Raw genomic sequence first — 19277 nt, 5'->3', positions numbered from 1 at the left:
AAACAACCCGAAAGTGTCAGCATTTTGTCACTTCTCAAACAAAAACACGCAACCCAAAGGACAAAGGAGTGCTAGTCGTGGCGCAAATCTGGCGGAATCGGCAAGTAAGCGTCTTCTGGACGCGTCGGCCGACGGCCTCGCCCTTTTTTGTATTGCTTGAGCTGGAAAACATACGCCAGCACCTGTGCAACCGCCGTAAACAAACCATCTGGAATTTGTTGCTCAAGCTCTGTGCTAAAGTACAGTGCTCGCGCTAACGGCGGTGCAGGGACAATCGCTACATCATGCTCAGCGGCAATCTCACGAATTTTCAATGCCGTAAAGTCAGAGCCTTTTGCCACCACCACTGGTGCGCTATCCATGTCACTGTTATACCGAAGTGCAACCGAGTAGTGCTCGGGGTTAGTCACGACAACATCGGCTTGCGGCACTTCTGCCATCATTCGTCGTTGCGCCATTTCACGCTGCAACATGCGAATTCGACCTTTGACTTCTGGGCGACCTTCGGTTTCTTTGTACTCGTCTTTCACTTCTTGTTTGGTCATTTTTAGCTGCTCATTGTGCTGCCATATCTGAAACGGCACATCAATGGCGACCACAATCAATAGTGAGCAACATACCAACAACACGAAGTTAAGCAGAATATCCATCGCGTGATAGAGGTTTTGCGGGAAGGTTTCAATCGTCAGTTCGAAGAAGTCTTGGAGATTGATATACACCAAATAACTTGCCACGCCCCCAACCAGCAAGACTTTAAGAATCGATTTTAATAACTCAACCAAGCCTTGGGTGCCAAACATACGCTTCACCCCAGCGATGGGGCTCATTTTGGATAACTTAGGGCGTGCCGCTTCCCACGAGAAGCTGATCCCACCAAGGCCTGCCGACCCCGCGAGGCCGGAAAAAAACAGCAGTAACAGCACCAGTCCAAGCGGGAGGATAAGGTGTAATAGCTCGCCGACCACGACCAGCATTAACTCAGAGGTATCAAAGACTTCTGCGCGCGACAACGTGAATAGCCGCGTCATTAGCGCCATCAACGCTTCCCCGAGCGATTGTCCAAACCACATCAAACTCACTGCTCCCAGCACAAGGACAGCGACGGATGCCAGCTCTCTTGAGCGCGGTACTTGGCCTTTCTCCCGCGCCTGCTCCCGCCTTCGGGGTGTGGCGTCTTCTGTTCTTTCTTGGCCGTCACTCTCTGCCATCAGTTAGGCTCACAGTTAATGCGAATCAAAGAGCAGATTTGGTTAAGCCCAGTCTGCCAGTGGTTATCGTAATGCGTCAAAATACCGAACAGTAAATACCAACTGATCAGCAACCCCATCAACAATGCAAATGCAAAGCCAAGAGAGAAAATATTCAGTTGGGGAGCGGCGCGCGTCATGACCCCGAACGACAAGTTGACAATCAAGAGCGCAATAATACCCGCCAATGACATGCTCAAAGCGACCTGAAACATGGTACCAAACCAATCCGCGAGACTGCGATAATCAGCGGCACCAATCATCTCGCCAATGGGGAGCGTTTTAAAACTCATGACCACCAAATTAAGCATCTGCAAATGCCCATCGGTAGCAAGAAAGAGCATGACTGCCAAGAATAAATAGAATTGCCCTAGCAAGGGGGTATTTTGACCATTGGCGGGGTCCACCATAGAGGCGAAACCTAAACTGGATTGCATACCGAGGATTTGTCCCAACACCACAAAGGTTTGGGTAATAAATTGTGTGACCATCCCCATGGCAACGCCAATCACGATTTGCTGTGCCAACACCACAAACCCCGCAAAGGACACCAATTCAATCTCTTCTGGCACCGCTGGGAGTGCTGGCATCACCGCAAAGGTAATCGCCAGCGACAGATATAAGCGAATGCGCACTGGCACAAAGCGCGCGCCGAAGAACGTCATCGCCATCATCATCGAGGAGATGCGAGTGAACGGCCAAAAGTAATTGGCCATCCACGACAAAATAACAGAGGCGGGATATTCCATGCCGTCGCCCTAGTAAAGCAGGGTCGGGATCTCTTCCACCAAGCGGTAGAAGTACTCCATCAACATACGCGTCATCCAATGGCCGAAAAACATCAGGGCCACAAAAGTGGCGATCAAACGCGGTAAAAAGCTCAGTGTTTGCTCGTTGATTGAGGTTGCCGCTTGGAAAATCGCCACAATCAAGCCAACCAACAATCCGGGTACCACAATCGCTGACACCAGCAGTAGCACCAAATACAAGGCATCTTGAAATAATTCAACAAACGCTTCCGGGGCCATCATTGCCTCCTTTAGCCAAAACTACCCGCTAAGGTAGAAAGAATGAGGTTCCACCCATCAACCAAGACAAACAGCATTAGCTTAAATGGCAAGGAGACGATCATCGGCGAGAGCATCATCATACCCATTGCCATCAAGACAGATGCCACCACCAAATCAATCACCAAAAACGGCAAAAATAGCATAAAGCCAATTTGGAAAGCCGTTTTCAGCTCTGAAGTCACAAACGCAGGGATGAGTACCGTCATCGGGACTTGCTCGATAAACAGCGTCAAGAACATGGCAATCCCAATGATGACTTGGTTTGACGGTGTTTGCTGAAGTCCCATTGCCTGCCGCAAAATCGCCATCACCACCACAATTCGGGTGAATGAGGTCATCAAAATCACGATGGCGGGCAAAAACCCCAGCGCGGTCATCAGAGCAAGGATCTGCAATGTCACCGAGTAGTCTTCACTGCCATCAGGATTGACGCGCATCGTCACAGCAGGGATCCCGCCTCCGGTGTTGCGACTTGTCTGCAGTCGCACCGCCTCACCGGCCTCATCAATCGATTCGGTGGTAATGGTTTCTTGTGCTGGCGTTGCTTCTTGTTGGGCAAACGTGGCAGGTGAAAACAGTGATACCCACACAAAAAGCCAAGCCGCAAGTAACGTTTTGATAGTCATTTTCGATTCAACAGTTGGCCGAGTTGCTCAGCAAACCCCGTATTCGGTGCTGGCGCATTTGACGACGTCGGCATGGGCGAATCCAGCGCTTTTAGCAACCGAATATTGGTGGCTGTCACGCCGATCACAAGCTGCTCGCCATTGATATCGACCACTAAAATACGCTCTTTTTGCCCAACGGCCAGTTGGCTGATGATACGAATGCCATTGGCTTGCCCAGCCAATCCAGGCAGCTTTAATCGTCTCAACAACCACGCCAGCGCAAAAATAAGCGCAAGCACCAATGTCAGTGATACCAACATGGTCGCGATACTAATATCAGGCGCCGCGGCCCATACAGGCAGCGGCGCAAACAACAAGCCTCCCAAAAGCCGACGCATGATTTTCCTTATCGTAACTTCTTAATTCGCTCAGTCTGGCTGATCACATCCGTCAACCGAATACCAAACTTATCGTTCACCACAACCACTTCGCCATGCGCAATTAAGGTGCCATTCACCAGCACATCAAGCGATTCCCCTGCCAATCGATCTAGCTCGACCACAGAGCCTTGGTTTAATTGCAGCAAATTACGAATGTTTATTTGTGTGCGCCCGACTTCCATCGATATGGTCACAGGGATATCGAGAATGGCATCCAGCTTGCGTTGCTCTTCTGGGCCAATTTTCTGTTCACTGTCGTCCGTCAGCTCTTCTAATGGTGCCGCTTGCACTTCATCAGAGCCTTCCACTTCTGACTGTTCGGCCAGGGCGGCAGCCCAATCATCATCTACATCATTTTGATCCATGACGTCTCACCCCTGTTTACTGGTTTTGATTACTGGTATCACTGCCACCTTTACCATCAATCGGTAAATCTTCTTCTAAGTCGTCAAGCAATTCCGGCTTGTCGTGAAGCAGTGAAATATCTGATTGAGCCATATCTGGCCGTTTCAATTTTTCAACGATTTTGAGTGCTAGTTTATCGTTAGATTGACCCATTTTGGCACGATAGGTCGGTAAATCTTCTATAAAGACAGTACACGCGTCTGGCATATCGACAGGGATCACGTCCCCTTTTTGCAACTCCATCAAATCGCGTAATGACAGCGTGGTATCTAACAGCTTGGCACTGAGCTCGACATTAACGTCCAAGATTTCATCGCGTAATGCTTTACTCCAGCGTACATCCGTGTCCATTTTGTCACTTTGGACACCCGCATCTAGCAACTCGCGAATCGGCTCTAGCATGGAGTACGGCATAACCATGTGGCAATCACCACCGCCGCCGTCGAGCTCGATATGGAACGAGCTCACCACAATCACTTCTGTAGGGCTAACAATGTTGGCCATCGCCGGGTTTACCTCTGAATCGAGGTATTCAAAGGCCACTTCCATTACCGGCGCCCACGCATCTTTATAATCTTCAAACACGAGCTTGAGCAGCATTTGGATCACGCGTCGCTCGGTCGGAGTAAATTCACGCCCTTCAATCCGAGCATGAAAACGTCCGTCGCCACCAAAGAAGTTTTCCACCAAGATGAAGACTAATCGTGCTTCCATGGTGATAAGCCCGGTCCCTTTTAATGGCCGGAAACGCACCATGTTTAAGCTCGTCGGGACATAGAGCGTGTTTTGGTACTCGCCAAATTTCATCATCTGCACGCCGTTGATCGACACCTCGGCGGTTTTACGCAGCATGTTAAACAAACTAATGCGCATGTGACGCGCAAAGCGCTCGTTGATAAGTTCAAGCGTCGGCATGCGACCGCGCACAATGCGGTCTTGCGAAGAGAAATCAAACTGAACCGCACCGCCTTCGCCGGCTTCGGGCTCGTTATCATCATCTTCGACGTCATCAACACCGTGAAGGAGCGCATCAATTTCGTCTTGGCTGAGTAGGTCGGTCACGTCATCACCTATTGCATCACAAAACCAGTAAACAGGACCCGTTCTACCACAGGTTCACCGGTTACTTTAATCAAGGCCGCACGCACATTTTCGGCCGCTTGCCGCCTCACTTCGAGTTGGCCTTGCGGTGTACGCAATTGCTCAGCGGTTGCTGCCCCAAAGGTATTCAGCAGCGCGTGCTCCACCAAGGGTAAATTTTCTTTGGCAAGCGCTTCCATTTCATTGCCCCGTACCAGCAGCTGAGCCTTTACTTGAACGAGACGTTGCTGCTCGTCGCCCGTCACATTGAACACAAACGGGCGCGGTAAGGTGACATAAATCGCTGGCAGTGACATCGCTTGCTCTTCAAGCACAATATCGTCTTGGCTGTCATCTCCCCCAGATAAGAAGAAAAACGCTGCACCACCGACCACTAACAGCAGTAACACAGCTGCAGCGATAATGATGATCAGCTTTTTCTTTCCACCTTCAGGCGCTTCTGGATTGTTATCATCGGCCATCGTTATTCGTGCTCCTTATCTTTACACCCACATCAAGCGTAATAGTCAACCGCTCTATCGCTGTGTGAAACCTGTATGGTTTGGCTGGTTAACACCTCGTCAACACCGTCATCGAGTCCCGACATCCCGGATGCGGCCCCACTCGATTGGCCTGCGCCGCTATGTTGCTGCTGACCCGATGCCATTTGTTGGGCACCACTGTCTTGCTGTTGGACCGATCCTTGGGCTAATTGTAGCCCTTGCTGCTGTAACATTTCACGCAAACGCGGCATCGCTTGTTCAACGAGATCGCGTGCTTGATGGTTCGCGACGGTAATGTGCACAGTCGCTTGGTCATTGTTGATACCTAGCTTAATTTGCATCCGGCCTAATTCAGGTGGATCAAGGCGAATATCAACCTGTTTCAAATTTTTCGACAGCATTACATTCACGCGTTCGCTGAGTGCCGCGCCCGCGTCTGCTGGTGTTTGTCCCATGGGTAAGGGGGCTTGAGCATTTTGTGCCGCTTGCATGTCTTGACGCGCGGTATGTGCTTGCGCCGATGCCGTCCCTAAACTATTCGCTAGCTGCTGCATCAGCGTATCGGAGCGAGCCGCTCCACTACCATCCACTCCCGCCGCTTTATCCGCGTTTGCCGCTTTCTCAGTCATGGCTTTTAGCGTAGCTTTACTCAAACCTGCCGCTTGCGCCTGCTGACTGGCTAGCGCATTCGCGCCAGCCTGCCCTAATTGGGCGGTCAATGGTGAAGAGGATTTACTGTTACTCTCCCCATCACCGGTATGCAGCTGATAAGTCGCTTGATTAGCTTGACGCTGCTTGTCCAGATTGTCTGCCGAACGCGCAGACAACGCTGCGGCGACGTCTTTAGCAACAACCGACTCTTTACCCTTTTTTTCAGTTTCATCCGCGCCGGCCTTGGCTTCAGCCCAAGGGATCGACGCAGACGCGAGCTTCATCGCTTTGTCTGGCTGTGCAGATACCATCTCTTGTTCGTCACTGCTGAGGCTGATCCCGCTACGCGCTTGTTGATTAGCTCTCACTTGCGCTACCAGTGCTGCCAACTGATCGGGCGACAATTGCGCCAGTGCCTGTTCTGGATCGACATCATCAGGAAGCTGCCGTGACAACGTCTCTAATAATGCTTCTCGCGAGACCTTTTGTGCTTGGGAGTCCTCGTGCATCTGTTCCTGCAATGATACTAACGCTTTGTTGTTTAAAACTTTGCCGTTTAACGCCTCTTTGTCGGCGTCTGTCATGTTGTCAGCCTTGGTGATTTTGTCAGCATTAGCGGTGTTGGCCAGTGATGCTCTACCTGCTTTGATAGGCAAATCTTTGCCATTCAGCGTCGCGGCAGCTTGATTTAGGCGTGCAAGCAGCGCTTCCCCTTCCTCCATCGCAGTCATATCGGCAATTTGGGCCATTTCTGCTTCACTAAACATGCCATCGGCCAGCATTGCCTCGGCATCGATCATTTGGCCATCAACCAGTAAGGTTTTGCCATCCGCCATCAGCTCAATGGGCAACTCGCCCTCCGCGCCATCTTGCTGAAGCGTTTGGCGTAATGTCGCTAAAAAACCCGCTTCTGGCGACGCCTTAGCTTGTCCAGCTAAAGACTGGCCCTCGCTTGGCGTTGGCGCGATGTTGGCAGATAGATTAGAAAGCGTCAGGTTAGACTGCGTCATAGGTCTCTCATCATTACCGTGTAAACTACCTGTTCGCGAGGCGAATACTCGCTCGTTGTGGTAATGACAAAGCAATTATCGCGCCATTATGAGATTAAGAGAAGGGGGAAGGACGACGGCGAGCAATAATCGCTGCCATTTCATCCATTTGGCGCTGCTCTTGATAGCGTTCTCGCTCCGCTTGCTCACGTTCACGCTTTTCAATTAGCCACTCTATCGATTGCCGATACTGCCGCGCTTGATGCCAGGTTTGTTGGCAGTTATCGAGATGCTCTTTAAACTGATGTTCAGCATCTCGCTGTTTTGCTAGGGTTTCATCCAGCTGGACAATGAATTTGTTTAAGTGGCCAAATGCACTGGCCGATAAACCTTGCTGGCCGCGATCGCTCATTTGCCGACAATACTCCAAGCGGTACTGCTCGATTTGCTCAAGCTGGCGATAATAATTATCTAAAGATTGCTGCGCCGCGACAACGGCTAGCTGCGCCTGCTTTTCATCCTCTTGGGCTTTATCCAACAGCAGTGTCAGTGCATGATCAGCCATCGATTACCCCTGCAAGGTTGAGCGTAACATGTTGACGCACATATCATAGGGAACCACTTCTTTCATACCTTGCTGCAAATACCCATCCAATCGCGGCTTAATACTAAATGCTTGGTCAACCGCTGCATCTGAGCCTGGCTTGTACGCGCCAATCGAGACCAAGTCTTGATTTTTTCGGCAAACGGATAACACTTGCCGCACCGCTTTAGACATCAGAATTTGCTCTTCACTGGTGATGTTTGGCATCACACGGCTGACCGAACGCTCAACATCAATCGCAGGATAATGCCCACTGTCAGCCAACTCGCGCGATAACACGATATGCCCGTCAAGAATGGCGCGGGCTGCATCTGCAATCGGATCTTGTAAGTCATCGCCTTCAGTGAGTACAGTGAAAAACGCCGTAATCGAACCTTGCCCAACCGCGCCATTACCGGCACGTTCAACTAACGAAGGCAAACGCGCAAAAACCGACGGCGGATACCCTTTGGTAGCCGGTGGCTCGCCAACCGATAAAGCGATTTCACGCTGCGCTTGGGCAAAGCGGGTCAGAGAATCCATCAGCAAGAGCACATCGAGCCCTAGATCGCGAAAGTATTCGGCAATGGTCAACGCAGTTTGGCACCCTTTTAGACGCATCAGTGGTGACGCATCGGCAGGGGCTGCAACCACCACGGCGCGTGCGCGTCCTTCCTCACCGAGAATATCGTCAATAAACTCTTTAACTTCACGACCACGCTCACCAATGAGCCCCACCACAACCACTTGTGCGGTCGTGCCGCGTGTCATCATGCCAAGCGTCACGGACTTACCCACCCCCGAGCCTGCAAACAAGCCAATACGTTGTCCTTTCCCGACGGTTAAAAGGCCATTAATCGCCTTAATACCAACATCCAAGGGTTCACGAATCGGCTGGCGCGCCAAGGGGTTGATTGGCGTCCCTTCTAAGCTAGCACGCTTATCGGTATAGATATCGCCCTTTCCATCCAAAGGGTTGCCCATGCCGTCGATCACTCGGCCGAGTAATTCCATCCCCACCGCCAAATGGCCTCGCTCTGCCAGCGGCGTCACACGTGCACCGGGAAGCACACCAGACACTTGCTCATTGGGCATCAGATAAAGTAGCTCACCGGCAAAACCAACCACTTCGGCCTCAATGGTGCCATTAAGGGTGTCGACCGAGCAGACAGAGCCAATCGGCGCGCGACAGCCAATGGCTTCGAGTGTCAATCCCACCATACGGACCAATTTCCCCGATGCGACGGGTTTGGGGGCGAGATTATCAACTTGCCAGTGCTTGAGTCGCTCTGCCAATGCACTCATGACTCACCTTTGTCCTGAACCACGGATTCGTTTTGCTCAGCCGAAGGTGCTTGCTCATCCTGTGAGCTAGCTTGAGAGTCTAGCTCTGACGACGCATGCTCTTGCGGTGCGTCCGCCTCCTGTTGCGTGTGATCACGCATGGTTTGCTCAGATTCTGTCACAGGATCCGTTTGTTGGTGCGCAGCGTCCGACGGGCGCGTTTGGTTTTTACCATGAAACTCTCGCAACAAGGTGTCGACACGCTCGGCAAGACGATAATCCACCACCGAGTCTTTCGCTTTTACGTGCACATCGCCACGAGACAGTGCTGGCTCGGATTGTAATGTCCAATCACGCGCGGCAAGGGTATCAGGCCCGTACGCCTCACTGACTACCGCGTGATCATCTGGGTGTAGGGATACAGTAACGGGGTGATCAGCAATCGGTAGTGCCTCGATAGCGGCGCGTAAGGTTTGTAAGATCACGTGCGGATTGGTCTGCACTTCGACGCCAATCAGAGATTTGGTCAACGCTTGCACCATCAATAGCAACTGCTGCTCGACATCTTCGTTGACCTTTTCGAGCGGGTGCGTAAGCTGATTTAAAATTCTATCTAGATGCTGGCAGCGCTCCTCTATTAGCGCTTGCCCAGCGGCGACGCCTTCGTCAAAGCCTGCTTTTTTACCTTCTTCGTGGCCTTTCTCGCGTCCCTCTTCAAGGCCCGCTTCTAACCCCTCACGATGGCCAATCTGCTTGCCCTCTTCATGGCCCTCGTCGTAGCCTTGCTGGCGAATCGCTTCGAGCGCGTCCGCGGTTAAAGGTTCAGGCGCCAGCTCCGACTCTTCGGGTTCCGGTTCGGGCTCCGGCTCCCAACTCGGGTCATAGTTGAGTGCGGTTTCTTTGGGTAAAGACTGCTTATCGCCGTAAGGAGGCAGTTCCCATCGATCAATGGTTTCTGTCTGTGCTTCGTCAGCACGAATATAGCCACGACGCTTATCTAGGCTCATGATTTACCTCTGATACGTGAATGGCCTAAACGAACTCGTCGCCGCCACCACCCGTAAGCATGATTTCACCCGCATCCGCGAGACGGCGCGCGATAGACAGGATCTCTTTCTGAGCCCCTTCTACATCTGAGACACGGATCGGTCCCATGGCTTCGATATCGTCTTGCAGCATTTCTGCCGCACGCTTAGACATGTTGCGGTAGATTTTCTCACGTAGATTATCTTCCGCACCTTTAAGCGCTTTTTGCAAGACTTCTTGCGGCACGTCACGCAGCATGGTTTGAATACCGCGATCGTCGACATCGATAAGGTTGTCGAATACGAACATCAGATCTTGGATTTGCGAGGCCATCTCTTCGTCTTGATCGCGAATCGAGTCCATCAACACGCCTTCAATACTGTTGTCCATATAGTTCATGATCTCAGCTGCTGCCTTCAAGCCACCAATTTTGGCAGCTTGCGCCCCCGCTTGGCCAGCGAACTGTTTCTCCATGATTTCATTCAACTCGTGCAATGCAGCAGGCTGAACTTCTTCGAGGTTGGCAATCCGCATCATCAGATCTAACCGGTCACGTTCAACAAACTGTGAGAGGATCTCTGCGGAATGCTCGGGGTCGAGATACGAAAGTACAATGGTCTGTATCTGCGGGTGCTCGTTGATAATGATGCTCGCCACTTGACGCGGATCCATCCACTTGAGTGAATCCAAGCCTTTCGAGCCACTGCCAAGCAAAATCTGATCGACCAAGTTGTTGGCTTTGTCTTCACCCAACGCAGCCACCAGTGCATTACGGACAAAGTCTTCACTGCCCATCCCGATTGAGGTGTATTTTTGGATTTCCTCGAGAAAGGCGCGGTGAACAGCGGCCACTTTATCAGAGTTAAGGTCAGTCATTGAGGTCATGGCCGCACCGACGCGTTGCACCTGCTTTGGCTCAAGGTGGCGAATAATACTCGCCGCATCTTGCTCACTCAGGCTCAACAACAAAATTGCTGCCTTTTCAATGCCACTCAACGAGTTGACATCAAAGCTGGTACCCGGTTGCTCTTCACCGCCGGTTGTCGCGACTTCATTTGCCATCTTGCATTACCCAGTTCTTCACAGCTTGTGCGGCAAGGTCTGGCTCGTTCGCCACCAATGCCCGCACCGCTTTCAACAAGTCTTCATCTTTGTGTAAGTTTGGCAAGGACACATCCGATGAAGACATCGCAAAGTTACTTGAGCCATCAAGCTCCGAGCCAATCAGGCCAATGTCATCACCGTCAGGAGAGATGGGTAAGCCATCGGGTCCCAAGATCTCGCCATTGGGCCCCACGGTATTGCCATCTTCGTCGAGCGCTGGGTACAACAGCTTTTTCATGGCTGGGCGGATAAGCACCAAGATAACCACGATAATTACCAATGCCGCCGCCATCCAGCGCACCCAGTCGTTGAAGTTTGGATGCTCCCAAATTGGCACATCCATCGCCATATCTTGTTCAGGCTCAACAAAGGGCACCGCGATGACTTCAATCACGTCCCCACGCGCTTCACTGAAACCGACACCGCCCATCAACAAACGACGAATTTTTGCGATTTCATCATCGGTCAGTGGCGTTTTCACCACATCACCGGTTTCCGGATCCACACTTTGCTTAAAGTTGACCGCGACCGAGACGGTTTGGCGGTCAATAATGCCAGACTGTGCACGACGGTGACGGATGGTGGTGTCCAATTCAAAGTTTCGCGTGGCTTCACGACTGACCGAGCCCGTGTCTCCTGCGCCACCATTTTTCAAATCTTGAACGTCTTCAGGAATCGATGCATCCGCCGGTGGCTGGTTACTTAACGCTCCCGGTATCCCTGCGACCATATCACTACTATTGTAGTCTTCACGGGTGTATTCACTGCGCGTGGCGGGCGTATTGGGATTAAATTGCTTTTGGGTTTCTTCTAGCGAACTAAAGTCCATCGACACATCGACTTGCGAGGTGTAGTTACCCAAACCCAATACAGGGATGAGAATAGAATCGATTTTGTCGCGTAACTGGCGCTCTTGCTTACGCTCAAGCTCATATTCTTTGCGGCGTGCCGCCGTGGCAGGATCTTCACTTCCCGAATTCAACAAACGTCCATGCTGATCGGTTACCGTTACACGGGTCGGTTTCAGGGATGGAACGGCAGAGGCAACCATATCGACAATCGAGTCTACCTCTTCTTGTCCGAGTGTGTTCGCGCCGCCAAGCGTAAGAAATACGGTCGCTGAGGCTTCTTGATTATGCCGCACAAATACGCTTTGCTTTGGCATCGCCAGCAGCACTCGCGCTTTGCGGACATGACGAACTTCTTCAATCGCGGCGGCAAGTTGACGTTCGCGGCTCAATTTTAAGCGTTCACGCTCAAGCTGTTGCGAGACGCCAAACCCCATGTCATTCAGAAGAATATCATCGCCTTCAGCGGTCGCGGTGTTTAATCCTGCCCGAGTCAGCCCCAAACGAATCGATGAGTAGTCATCCGCAGGAACGCGAATCGTATTACCATCTAACTGATAATTAATCTTTTCTTGATCGAGGTGATCAAGTACCGGGATTAGCTCCTCGGTTTCATACGAGCCCAGTGGACGCATTTCGGGTTCTTGAACCCAGAAAAACAGCATCATAATCAACGCGACGCAGATAGCGACCGCTAACACGAGGATCATCTGACGTACCATGTCCAAGTCGCCGAATAGCGAGTCAGACTTGGCAGACTGCTCTAACGCATCCGGGTCTTGTACGTCTTGATCCATCTCTGGCCCAAGCTCCGTGGAGGGCAATGCTGCCGCCCCTTCGGAGACTGCCAGATCGGTGTTTTGATTCTCTTCAGCCACTGGTTAATTCCTACATTACACTGGCATATTCATCAGTTCTTTGTACGCTTCAACCAGCTTGTTGCGGGTTTGAACCGTTGCATCGAATGCCACACTCGACTTATTACGTGCGATCATCACATCCGACAAACTGACACTGCGGTCGCCTTCATCAAAGCGCGTGGCAAGTTCACCCGATGTTTTTTGTAATCCGTTAACATGGTTGATCGCGCTAGCCAGCATATCGCCAAATTCTTGGCTCACTTGTTGGCCCGTCGCAGGTTGCGACACGTTTTTCGCGGCCACCGCCATGGCTTGCATCTCTTGGGTCAGGGCATTGGCTTTCATCGTCGATCCTTTCTGTGTCAATTTTTTGTCAACTTGGTCAGATTTTCTCCGCCATGACAGCTAACTTGCAACTTTGAGGCCACGTTGGCAAAGGCCTCACATCCTAGGGTGTTAGCTTGGAATTTCAATCCCAGCATCACGCATTTTGGCTAATTTATAACGCAATGTTCGCGGCATCATGCCAATCATGGCCCTCTAGCAAAATATCACTCGCTTGAATGCAGGCATTGCTCGCCAGAATCAGAGCGCGCTGCATCACGTTGTCGAGCTCACGGACGTTGCCGGGCCATGGATAGTGAAGGAGCTTCTGCTCTGCGTCTTGACTTAATGTAGGGCACGGCATGCCTTGTTTTTGACAGTGGCGTGACAACAAATGACTCGCCAGTGGGATAATATCACCGGGCCTGTCTGTGAGCGCAGGCCAGGTAATCGGAAAGACGTTTAATCGATAATACAGATCTTCTCGGAAATGCCCTTCGGCCACATATTCTTTGAGATCGCGGTTACTAGTGGCCAATACACGAACATCCAGTTGAATGCTTTTACGGCCCCCTAAGCGTTCAACTTCACGCTCTTGAAGTACCCGCAATAACTTAGCTTGGAGACCCAAGTCCATTTCGCTAATTTCATCCAGCAAAATGGTGCCACCTTGAGCTTGCTCAAATTTCCCTGGGCAAGCTTGTACGGCGCCAGTAAATGCACCTTTCTCGTAACCAAACAGTGTCGCTTCCAGCATGTTTTCTGGAATGGCCGCGCAGTTAATCGCGACAAAAGGCGCCGCCACGCGCACAGAATGATCGTGGATATATCGCGCCATCACTTCTTTACCCGAGCCTGACGGCCCTAAGATCATCACATTGGCATCGGTCGCGGCCACTTTGTCAGCCAACGCCATCAATGCGACACTTTTAGGGTCCGCGACAATGGCGTCCGAGCTGTCCGCTTTAACCGGAGCATAACGGCTGACCATGTTGAGTAGCACTTCAGGCGCGAACGGCTTGGCCATATAGTCAATCGCCCCTTCTTTCATCGCGGCCACAGCATCTTCAATGTTGGCGTAGGCTGTCATCAATAACACCGGTAAATTCGGGGTGTTATTTTTGATGGTTCGCAGCAAAGCGAGCCCGTCCATTCCGGCCATTTGGACATCGGAAACGACAATATCGACCGCCTCTGATTTCAAGGTTAGCAAGGCTTGCTCGGCACTATCGGCCTCGATCCAGTGATATCCGGCAAGGGCAAGCGTATCGACGAGGGCCTCACGCAAACCTTCGTCATCTTCGACGATCAGGACAGTTGTTTGGCTCATTGTGTTTCTCCTACGCTATCACTGCTTTTTGCAGCAGGGGTGTCTGCCAACGGCAAGCACAATGTAAAACAAGCGCCTTGACCCGGCTCTGACTGCAGCGTCAAGGTGCCTTTGTGGGCATGGCAAACCATTTGAACAACGGCAAGCCCTAAGCCCGTCCCTTGCTGACGGGTGGTAAAAAAGGGCTCTAACACTTTCGCCTGAAGCTCAGGTGCGATACCTGGGCCATTATCGGCAACCGACAACAAGAGATTGCTTTCATGCGTGCGCGCATCGACCACGACTTGGCACGCCTTTCCCGCAACCTGAATAGCATTTACCACTAAGTTACTCAGTGCGCTCGCTAATGCATTCACATTTCCCAGCAAGGTCACGCTTTCGTCATCACTATTGATGGCAAAATCAACATTCTTTCCTTGAACGACCGCGTCCACCATAGGCTCAAACTCATTAAAAAGCTGCTCAACCGTAAATCGGTCAACCACTTTGTTATCGCCCCCTTTAGCGAATAACAGCATGTCATTCACTTGCTTTTCGAGATCGTGCAGCCTATCTAGCAATTTCAACTGGAAACGCTGTCGGGTGGCTTCATTCAGGTTGGGCGCACCTAAATTCGCCGCATATAACATGGCGCTGGATAACGGTGTTCGCACCTGATGTGCCAAGGAAGCCACCATTTTCCCTAAGGATGAAAGCCGCTGCAGATCACTGACCCGTGATTGCAGCAAGCGCGTCTCTGTCATATCGGTAATCAAGATTAGTTGACCAGAATCTGATGCCGATATGGCAAGCTTTACTCGGCGGCCATCTTTTAGTGATACTTCATGCCCATCATCATCACGCGGAGAGAAGGCGCGTTGGATCACGTCAAACCAACGTTCTTGCGTGAGTGGTTCACCCAACAAGCGACGAGCCTCTGGATTGGCTTCTGCCACTCGGCCGTTTGAATCAAGTAAGATCACACCAGCAGGCATGACATCCAATACTTGTTTATAACGCGTAACTTGTTGGTCCACTGATCCCAGTGGCGACGATTGGCTTTCCATCTCGGCAATACACGATTTGATAAAGGTTTTATCCAATTAAGCAGGGATTATGCCATAAAAATAGCTATTTATATCATGCAATTAGAAACAAAAAAGCGAAGTCATTTTTTTGACTCCGCTTTTTTGACACACGGTCTGTTTAAATCAATTCTTCTTTATTTAGCCCGTATTTACGCATCTTTTCGACTAGCGTCGTCCTTCGCATACTCAGCATGTCTGCCGCGCGAGCGACCACGCCTGATTGCGCCTCCAAAGCTTGTCGAATCAGATCAACTTCGTAATCCGCCAGCATTTCTTTTAGGTTAACGCCTTCCGGCGGTAGCACGACCGCACCAGGACTATCGTGAAAGCCTGGCATCTCATCCATCATAGGATCATCGTCGGGCTCACTAAACATCGCCGTTAAGGCATCACGTTCAGCCACAGCGGTTTCTTCCACCGAATACGCTTCCGGCTGAAATTCTGGAATATCACTATAACGATATTTAGCAGGAAGGTGGTTGACGTCAACAAGCTGTCCCGGATACAAAATCGCAAGACGTTCAATGAGGTTGGCGAGCTCACGCACGTTACCAGGCCACTCATGCTCCATGAGCGAGTTGATCGCGCGTGGTGAGAGGTGCACACGGCTGCTTCCTTCACTATCGAGACGCGACATCAGTTCGTGTATCAGCATTGGGATGTCGTCAAGACGCTCTCGAAGCGGCGGCATTTCGATCGGAAACACGTTTAAGCGATAGTAAAGATCTTCGCGAAAATCGCCCTCTTCAATCATTTGCTCAAGCTGGCGGTGTGTGGCCGCAACCACTCTGACGTCCGCGCGAATACTCTTATTTCCCCCGACTCGCTCAAAGGTGCGCTCTTGCAACACTCTTAGCAGCTTAACTTGCATCGGCATGGGCATATCGCCAATTTCGTCAAGGAATAAGGTTCCGCCCTCGGCCAACTCAAAGCGTCCTTTACGCGCGGAAATCGCCCCCGTAAACGCGCCTTTTTCGTGACCAAATAGCTCGCTTTCTAAAAGCTCTGCTGGGATAGCACCACAGTTGACCGGCACAAAAGGACCGGATGCTCGTGAGGAAGCATGATGAATGTGTCGAGCGACCACTTCTTTACCGGTACCCGACTCACCCAGAATCAATACATTCGCTTCGGTGACAGCCACTTGGTCTACCAAACGACGGACTTGCCCCATCGCATCACTCTTACCGACCATGTTGTGAAAGGCGGTATTATCACCGCTAAGCTGCGGAATGCTAAATGCCTGTTTTCCTGCAAACTCTCGACAGTGGTGAAGCGCGTCAAATAATTGCGGGTAGTTAAGGGGGAGACCCAGTTCACCGACGTAGTTTGGCAGTCCTGAAAGCTCACGGTCGTGGCGACGTATCGCGATAACAGGAACATGATGATAGGTAGCAAGCTGCTCAAGTACCTTTTCAAGCAAGGCAGAAGAGCGGACGTGGCCAAGAAAACATGCGCCCCAGTTTTGTTCCCAAAGTGCGTCACTGACATCTGCTGTCGAGTGAAGCGCGTAACGCTCGCCAATAAAGTCGAGTATCACGCCGAGATCGTGACGAAACTGGTCATCGTCATCGATAACAAGGATTTTTGCTAAATCTTGCATGTGTGAGATACGTCTGCCCTGATAGATATATTATTGTCGTCACGTGCCAAAAAGCCGTAACAAACTCAATTTTAATCAAGACATTGTAATAGAGAACGCGCATAAGGCAACCAGAGACACAGTAAACCTGTGACTCCAGTGCCATGTCAGTCTTTTGGTAGGCTGTTTAGCTGGTTGCTTGAGTCAGATTATGGTATTCGGACGGAATTTGGTCCCACGCCGATTTTATCTCACGTAAAATCTCAATCACATCGTCGATGGGTTCCGGTTTGTTTTCCAAATTGGCCTCACTGACTTGGCGAATCATAAAGTCATAAAGCGCATCCAGGTTGTTGGCAATTTCGCCTCCATCATCCATTGATAGACAAGCGCGGAGATTAATAATGATATCCAACGCTTTACCTAACCGCTCACCTTTGACGGATAAGTCGCCTTGTGCCATGGCGGCCTTGCCCTGAATCAAGCGTTCAATCGCACCGGCCATCAACATCTGTATGACCTTATGAGGCGACGCGGCGCTTAATTGACTGTCAACAGAGACCTTTTTATAGGCCTGTAGTGAGCCTCTCATAGTCTTCCTCACCTATTGAAATTTCTTATACAGCTGCACAGATTGCTTACCCTTGCGCTGCTGCAACAACGTCTTGGCAGCATCAGCTCTTTCATTATCGAGTGCTTGAACCAGCTGTTCGGTTCTTGATAATGCCTTTGCCCATGCTTGACCATCAGGCTGCTCCGAAGACGCTGCAATCTGGTCGAGTAATGCCTTTCTATCATGCAATTGCTGAGCCAGTTTTTCGGGATCAGCATCACGTTCGGCTAGTGAATGCGCAATCGCCTCATCAATCGCTTCTAATTGCTGAAGCCAGTGTGTCATTTCACTCGTCATCATGCTGGCATGATGTTTTGCATTGCTTGAAGCTGTGAGCGCATTTGCGCTGTCGCTTCTTCCATGGCAGAGAAGCGTTTCATGGTCCGCGCCTCAAGGTTTTCCATCCGTCTATCCAGCTCCTGCTGCTCATCGCGTAAGCGCAGCTTCTGATCAGACAAGGTATTCTCGCGGTTACTGATGGCGCCACCTGCCCCGGTAAAGCCATTCACAACTTCTTCCAGCTGGCGAGCAAACCCCTTGTTTCCACCAAAGAAACCTTCTAAAGCGTTAAAATTTTGACGAAGCTGTCTATCTAACACCTTGCTATCAATTTCTAACCGCCCATCCATCGTGGTCGTTACACCCAGCTCGCTGAGTGTCTTCATCCCTTCTGGTGCTTGTTCAATGGGCGATGAAAACAAGTTCCGTAAGCGACTTGTGGCCGTACGGATTACACTTTCTCCGACTAATGGCCCACCTTGCTGTGTCTCGGGATCGTATTTACCCACGGCTTGTGCCACACGGAAAAAGGCGTTGTAGTTATCAACAAAGCTTTCCAGCGTGGAGCGTACCGACTCACGATCATGCTCAACAGACAAGGTAATGGGTGACGCCCCAGCTTGACTGACGTCAAGTGACACCCCTTCAATCGCATTGGTAAAGGTGTTGGTTTCACTCGAGACAGAAGCAATACCATCAATCATAATCTGCGCATCTTGCGCAGCTTGCATTTGCGTCAAGCCATTGCCAACTTGACCGACTTTAAACCCCAGTTGATGCAGGGCGCTCCCCATTTGAGCATCAACATTCACTGCAATCTGATTACCCGCCCCCGTCTTAGTGCCGTTGAGAACTAATCTTGCACCACTGTCATCTTGGATCAGTGACGCTTGCACACCGGGGTTGGTTGGGTCGCTATTAATCGCACGGACAACGTCGGTTAAACTATTTTTACCTTGTGGGATATCAATGATGCTTGTCCGGTTGCCCATGGTAATGGTGAGCTTACCAGTACCGAGTGGTGCATCAGAATCCATGCCAGCAGAAACGAGCTTATGCGTGCTCGCTAGCTGCTGAACATTAATTTGGTATTTTCCGGGGATCGCATCAGGACTCGCTGATGCACTTAAAGCGTCAGAATTACTGACTGAGGCAGTCCTTGCCGCATAAGACTCGTTGCGACGAAAGTCATACATCTGACTTTTGAGTTTATCGAGAGATTCTTTTAAGCGGCCAAACGCACTGATGTCAGTTTCGACATCATTCATGCGTTTGACGATTCGCTCTTGTTTGGGTGCACGCTCAGCATCCACGATCTTAGTGACCATGGCATTGATATCGATACCGCTACCCATGCCTGCTGCGTTTACACCCATGACGATTC

At 50.9% G+C, this 19277-nt stretch carries 20 protein-coding genes and 1 pseudogene; all 21 read right to left on the bottom strand.

All coding sequences use genetic code 11. The features are described 5' to 3' along the window. Positions 1-71: 71 nt before the first annotated feature. Entirely contained in the window at positions 72-1208 is a 1137-nt protein-coding gene (gene flhB, locus BZJ17_RS02620; protein ID WP_077639664.1) for a flagellar biosynthesis protein FlhB, read from the bottom strand. Beyond that, complete coding sequence (gene fliR, locus BZJ17_RS02615) at positions 1208-1996, bottom strand: flagellar biosynthetic protein FliR (RefSeq protein ID WP_077639663.1); 789 nt, start codon at positions 1994-1996, stop codon at positions 1208-1210. The genes flhB and fliR overlap by 1 nt, the downstream gene beginning before the upstream one ends. Before the next feature lie 9 nt (positions 1997-2005). Further along, positions 2006-2275, bottom strand: a complete 270-nt coding sequence (gene fliQ / locus BZJ17_RS02610; RefSeq protein WP_069587148.1) for a flagellar biosynthesis protein FliQ — start codon at positions 2273-2275, stop codon at positions 2006-2008. A gap of 11 nt (positions 2276-2286) precedes the next feature. Beyond that, entirely contained in the window at positions 2287-2943 is a 657-nt protein-coding gene (locus tag BZJ17_RS17575; protein ID WP_077639662.1) for a flagellar type III secretion system pore protein FliP, read from the bottom strand. Then, a complete protein-coding gene (gene fliO / locus BZJ17_RS02600) occupies positions 2940-3323 on the bottom strand; it encodes a flagellar biosynthetic protein FliO (protein ID WP_077639661.1) in 384 nt (127 codons plus the stop codon). The genes BZJ17_RS17575 and fliO overlap by 4 nt, the downstream gene beginning before the upstream one ends. 8 nt (positions 3324-3331) lie before the next feature. Then, on the bottom strand, positions 3332-3730 hold the full coding sequence (gene fliN, locus BZJ17_RS02595) for a flagellar motor switch protein FliN (RefSeq protein WP_069587145.1): 399 nt from the start codon (positions 3728-3730) through the stop codon (positions 3332-3334). Positions 3731-3746: 16 nt separating this feature from the next. After that, a complete protein-coding gene (gene fliM / locus BZJ17_RS02590; protein ID WP_077639660.1) occupies positions 3747-4832 on the bottom strand; it encodes a flagellar motor switch protein FliM in 1086 nt (361 codons plus the stop codon). Between the two features lie 8 nt (positions 4833-4840). Further along, positions 4841-5332: a flagellar basal body-associated protein FliL gene (fliL, locus tag BZJ17_RS02585; RefSeq protein ID WP_077639659.1), complete on the bottom strand. Its 492-nt coding sequence runs from the start codon at positions 5330-5332 to the stop codon at positions 4841-4843. Positions 5333-5364: 32 nt separating this feature from the next. Next, complete coding sequence (locus BZJ17_RS02580) at positions 5365-7014, bottom strand: flagellar hook-length control protein FliK (RefSeq protein ID WP_077639658.1); 1650 nt, start codon at positions 7012-7014, stop codon at positions 5365-5367. 94 nt (positions 7015-7108) lie between these two features. Next, complete coding sequence (gene fliJ / locus BZJ17_RS02575; protein ID WP_069587140.1) at positions 7109-7558, bottom strand: flagellar export protein FliJ; 450 nt, start codon at positions 7556-7558, stop codon at positions 7109-7111. Positions 7559-7561: 3 nt separating this feature from the next. Then, positions 7562-8881 carry a flagellar protein export ATPase FliI gene (gene fliI / locus BZJ17_RS02570; protein WP_077639657.1) on the bottom strand — a complete coding sequence of 440 codons (1320 nt, stop codon included), beginning with the start codon at positions 8879-8881 and terminating at the stop codon, positions 7562-7564. Next, positions 8878-9867: a flagellar assembly protein FliH gene (fliH, locus tag BZJ17_RS02565; protein WP_077639656.1), complete on the bottom strand. Its 990-nt coding sequence runs from the start codon at positions 9865-9867 to the stop codon at positions 8878-8880. The genes fliI and fliH overlap by 4 nt, the downstream gene beginning before the upstream one ends. A gap of 25 nt (positions 9868-9892) precedes the next feature. Then, the gene (gene fliG / locus BZJ17_RS02560; RefSeq protein WP_069587136.1) at positions 9893-10948 is read right to left on the bottom strand and encodes a flagellar motor switch protein FliG; all 1056 of its coding nucleotides are present in this window, start codon (positions 10946-10948) and stop codon (positions 9893-9895) included. Further along, a complete protein-coding gene (fliF, locus tag BZJ17_RS02555; RefSeq protein WP_077639655.1) occupies positions 10938-12716 on the bottom strand; it encodes a flagellar basal-body MS-ring/collar protein FliF in 1779 nt (592 codons plus the stop codon). The genes fliG and fliF overlap by 11 nt, the downstream gene beginning before the upstream one ends. Before the next feature lie 15 nt (positions 12717-12731). Continuing rightward, on the bottom strand, positions 12732-13043 hold the full coding sequence (gene fliE / locus BZJ17_RS02550) for a flagellar hook-basal body complex protein FliE (RefSeq protein ID WP_069587134.1): 312 nt from the start codon (positions 13041-13043) through the stop codon (positions 12732-12734). A 157-nt stretch (positions 13044-13200) separates the two neighbouring features. Then, positions 13201-14352 (bottom strand): annotated as a pseudogene (locus BZJ17_RS02545) (sigma-54 dependent transcriptional regulator); the annotation flags it as partial. Beyond that, positions 14349-15398: an ATP-binding protein gene (locus BZJ17_RS02540; RefSeq protein WP_077455547.1), complete on the bottom strand. Its 1050-nt coding sequence runs from the start codon at positions 15396-15398 to the stop codon at positions 14349-14351. The gene BZJ17_RS02540 and the pseudogene BZJ17_RS02545, both read right to left, overlap by 4 nt. Positions 15399-15537: 139 nt before the next feature. Beyond that, positions 15538-17022 carry a sigma-54 dependent transcriptional regulator gene (locus BZJ17_RS02535; RefSeq protein ID WP_077639654.1) on the bottom strand — a complete coding sequence of 495 codons (1485 nt, stop codon included), beginning with the start codon at positions 17020-17022 and terminating at the stop codon, positions 15538-15540. Positions 17023-17188: 166 nt separating this feature from the next. Further along, a complete protein-coding gene (gene fliS, locus BZJ17_RS02530; protein WP_069589317.1) occupies positions 17189-17593 on the bottom strand; it encodes a flagellar export chaperone FliS in 405 nt (134 codons plus the stop codon). Positions 17594-17605: 12 nt separating this feature from the next. After that, positions 17606-17899 (bottom strand): hypothetical protein, encoded by a 294-nt coding sequence (locus tag BZJ17_RS02525; RefSeq protein ID WP_131825260.1) that lies wholly within the window; start codon positions 17897-17899, stop codon positions 17606-17608. Between the two features lie 11 nt (positions 17900-17910). After that, on the bottom strand, positions 17911-19269 hold the full coding sequence (gene fliD, locus BZJ17_RS02520) for a flagellar filament capping protein FliD (protein WP_077639653.1): 1359 nt from the start codon (positions 19267-19269) through the stop codon (positions 17911-17913). Between the last annotated feature and the right edge of the window lie 8 nt (positions 19270-19277).

The sequence above is a fragment of the Salinivibrio sp. IB574 genome (genome assembly GCF_001996205.1).
Taxonomy (GTDB): domain Bacteria; phylum Pseudomonadota; class Gammaproteobacteria; order Enterobacterales; family Vibrionaceae; genus Salinivibrio; species Salinivibrio proteolyticus.
Note: the sequence above shows the minus strand (reverse complement) of the source record. Positions and strands in the feature narration are given on the sequence as shown.

Coding starts and splice junctions, on each gene's coding strand:
- flhB (WP_077639664.1), bottom strand. CDS start 1,208: ATGGCAGAGAGTGACGGCCAAGAAAGAACAGAAGACGCCACACCCCGA.
- fliR (WP_077639663.1), bottom strand. CDS start 1,996: ATGGAATATCCCGCCTCTGTTATTTTGTCGTGGATGGCCAATTACTTT.
- fliQ (WP_069587148.1), bottom strand. CDS start 2,275: ATGGCCCCGGAAGCGTTTGTTGAATTATTTCAAGATGCCTTGTATTTG.
- BZJ17_RS17575 (WP_077639662.1), bottom strand. CDS start 2,943: ATGACTATCAAAACGTTACTTGCGGCTTGGCTTTTTGTGTGGGTATCA.
- fliO (WP_077639661.1), bottom strand. CDS start 3,323: ATGCGTCGGCTTTTGGGAGGCTTGTTGTTTGCGCCGCTGCCTGTATGG.
- fliN (WP_069587145.1), bottom strand. CDS start 3,730: ATGGATCAAAATGATGTAGATGATGATTGGGCTGCCGCCCTGGCCGAA.
- fliL (WP_077639659.1), bottom strand. CDS start 5,332: ATGGCCGATGATAACAATCCAGAAGCGCCTGAAGGTGGAAAGAAAAAG.
- BZJ17_RS02580 (WP_077639658.1), bottom strand. CDS start 7,014: ATGACGCAGTCTAACCTGACGCTTTCTAATCTATCTGCCAACATCGCG.
- fliJ (WP_069587140.1), bottom strand. CDS start 7,558: ATGGCTGATCATGCACTGACACTGCTGTTGGATAAAGCCCAAGAGGAT.
- fliI (WP_077639657.1), bottom strand. CDS start 8,881: ATGAGTGCATTGGCAGAGCGACTCAAGCACTGGCAAGTTGATAATCTC.
- fliH (WP_077639656.1), bottom strand. CDS start 9,867: ATGAGCCTAGATAAGCGTCGTGGCTATATTCGTGCTGACGAAGCACAG.
- fliG (WP_069587136.1), bottom strand. CDS start 10,948: ATGGCAAATGAAGTCGCGACAACCGGCGGTGAAGAGCAACCGGGTACC.
- fliE (WP_069587134.1), bottom strand. CDS start 13,043: ATGAAAGCCAATGCCCTGACCCAAGAGATGCAAGCCATGGCGGTGGCC.
- BZJ17_RS02540 (WP_077455547.1), bottom strand. CDS start 15,398: ATGGAAAGCCAATCGTCGCCACTGGGATCAGTGGACCAACAAGTTACG.
- BZJ17_RS02535 (WP_077639654.1), bottom strand. CDS start 17,022: ATGCAAGATTTAGCAAAAATCCTTGTTATCGATGACGATGACCAGTTT.
- fliS (WP_069589317.1), bottom strand. CDS start 17,593: ATGAGAGGCTCACTACAGGCCTATAAAAAGGTCTCTGTTGACAGTCAA.
- BZJ17_RS02525 (WP_131825260.1), bottom strand. CDS start 17,899: ATGACACACTGGCTTCAGCAATTAGAAGCGATTGATGAGGCGATTGCG.
- fliD (WP_077639653.1), bottom strand. CDS start 19,269: ATGGGTGTAAACGCAGCAGGCATGGGTAGCGGTATCGATATCAATGCC.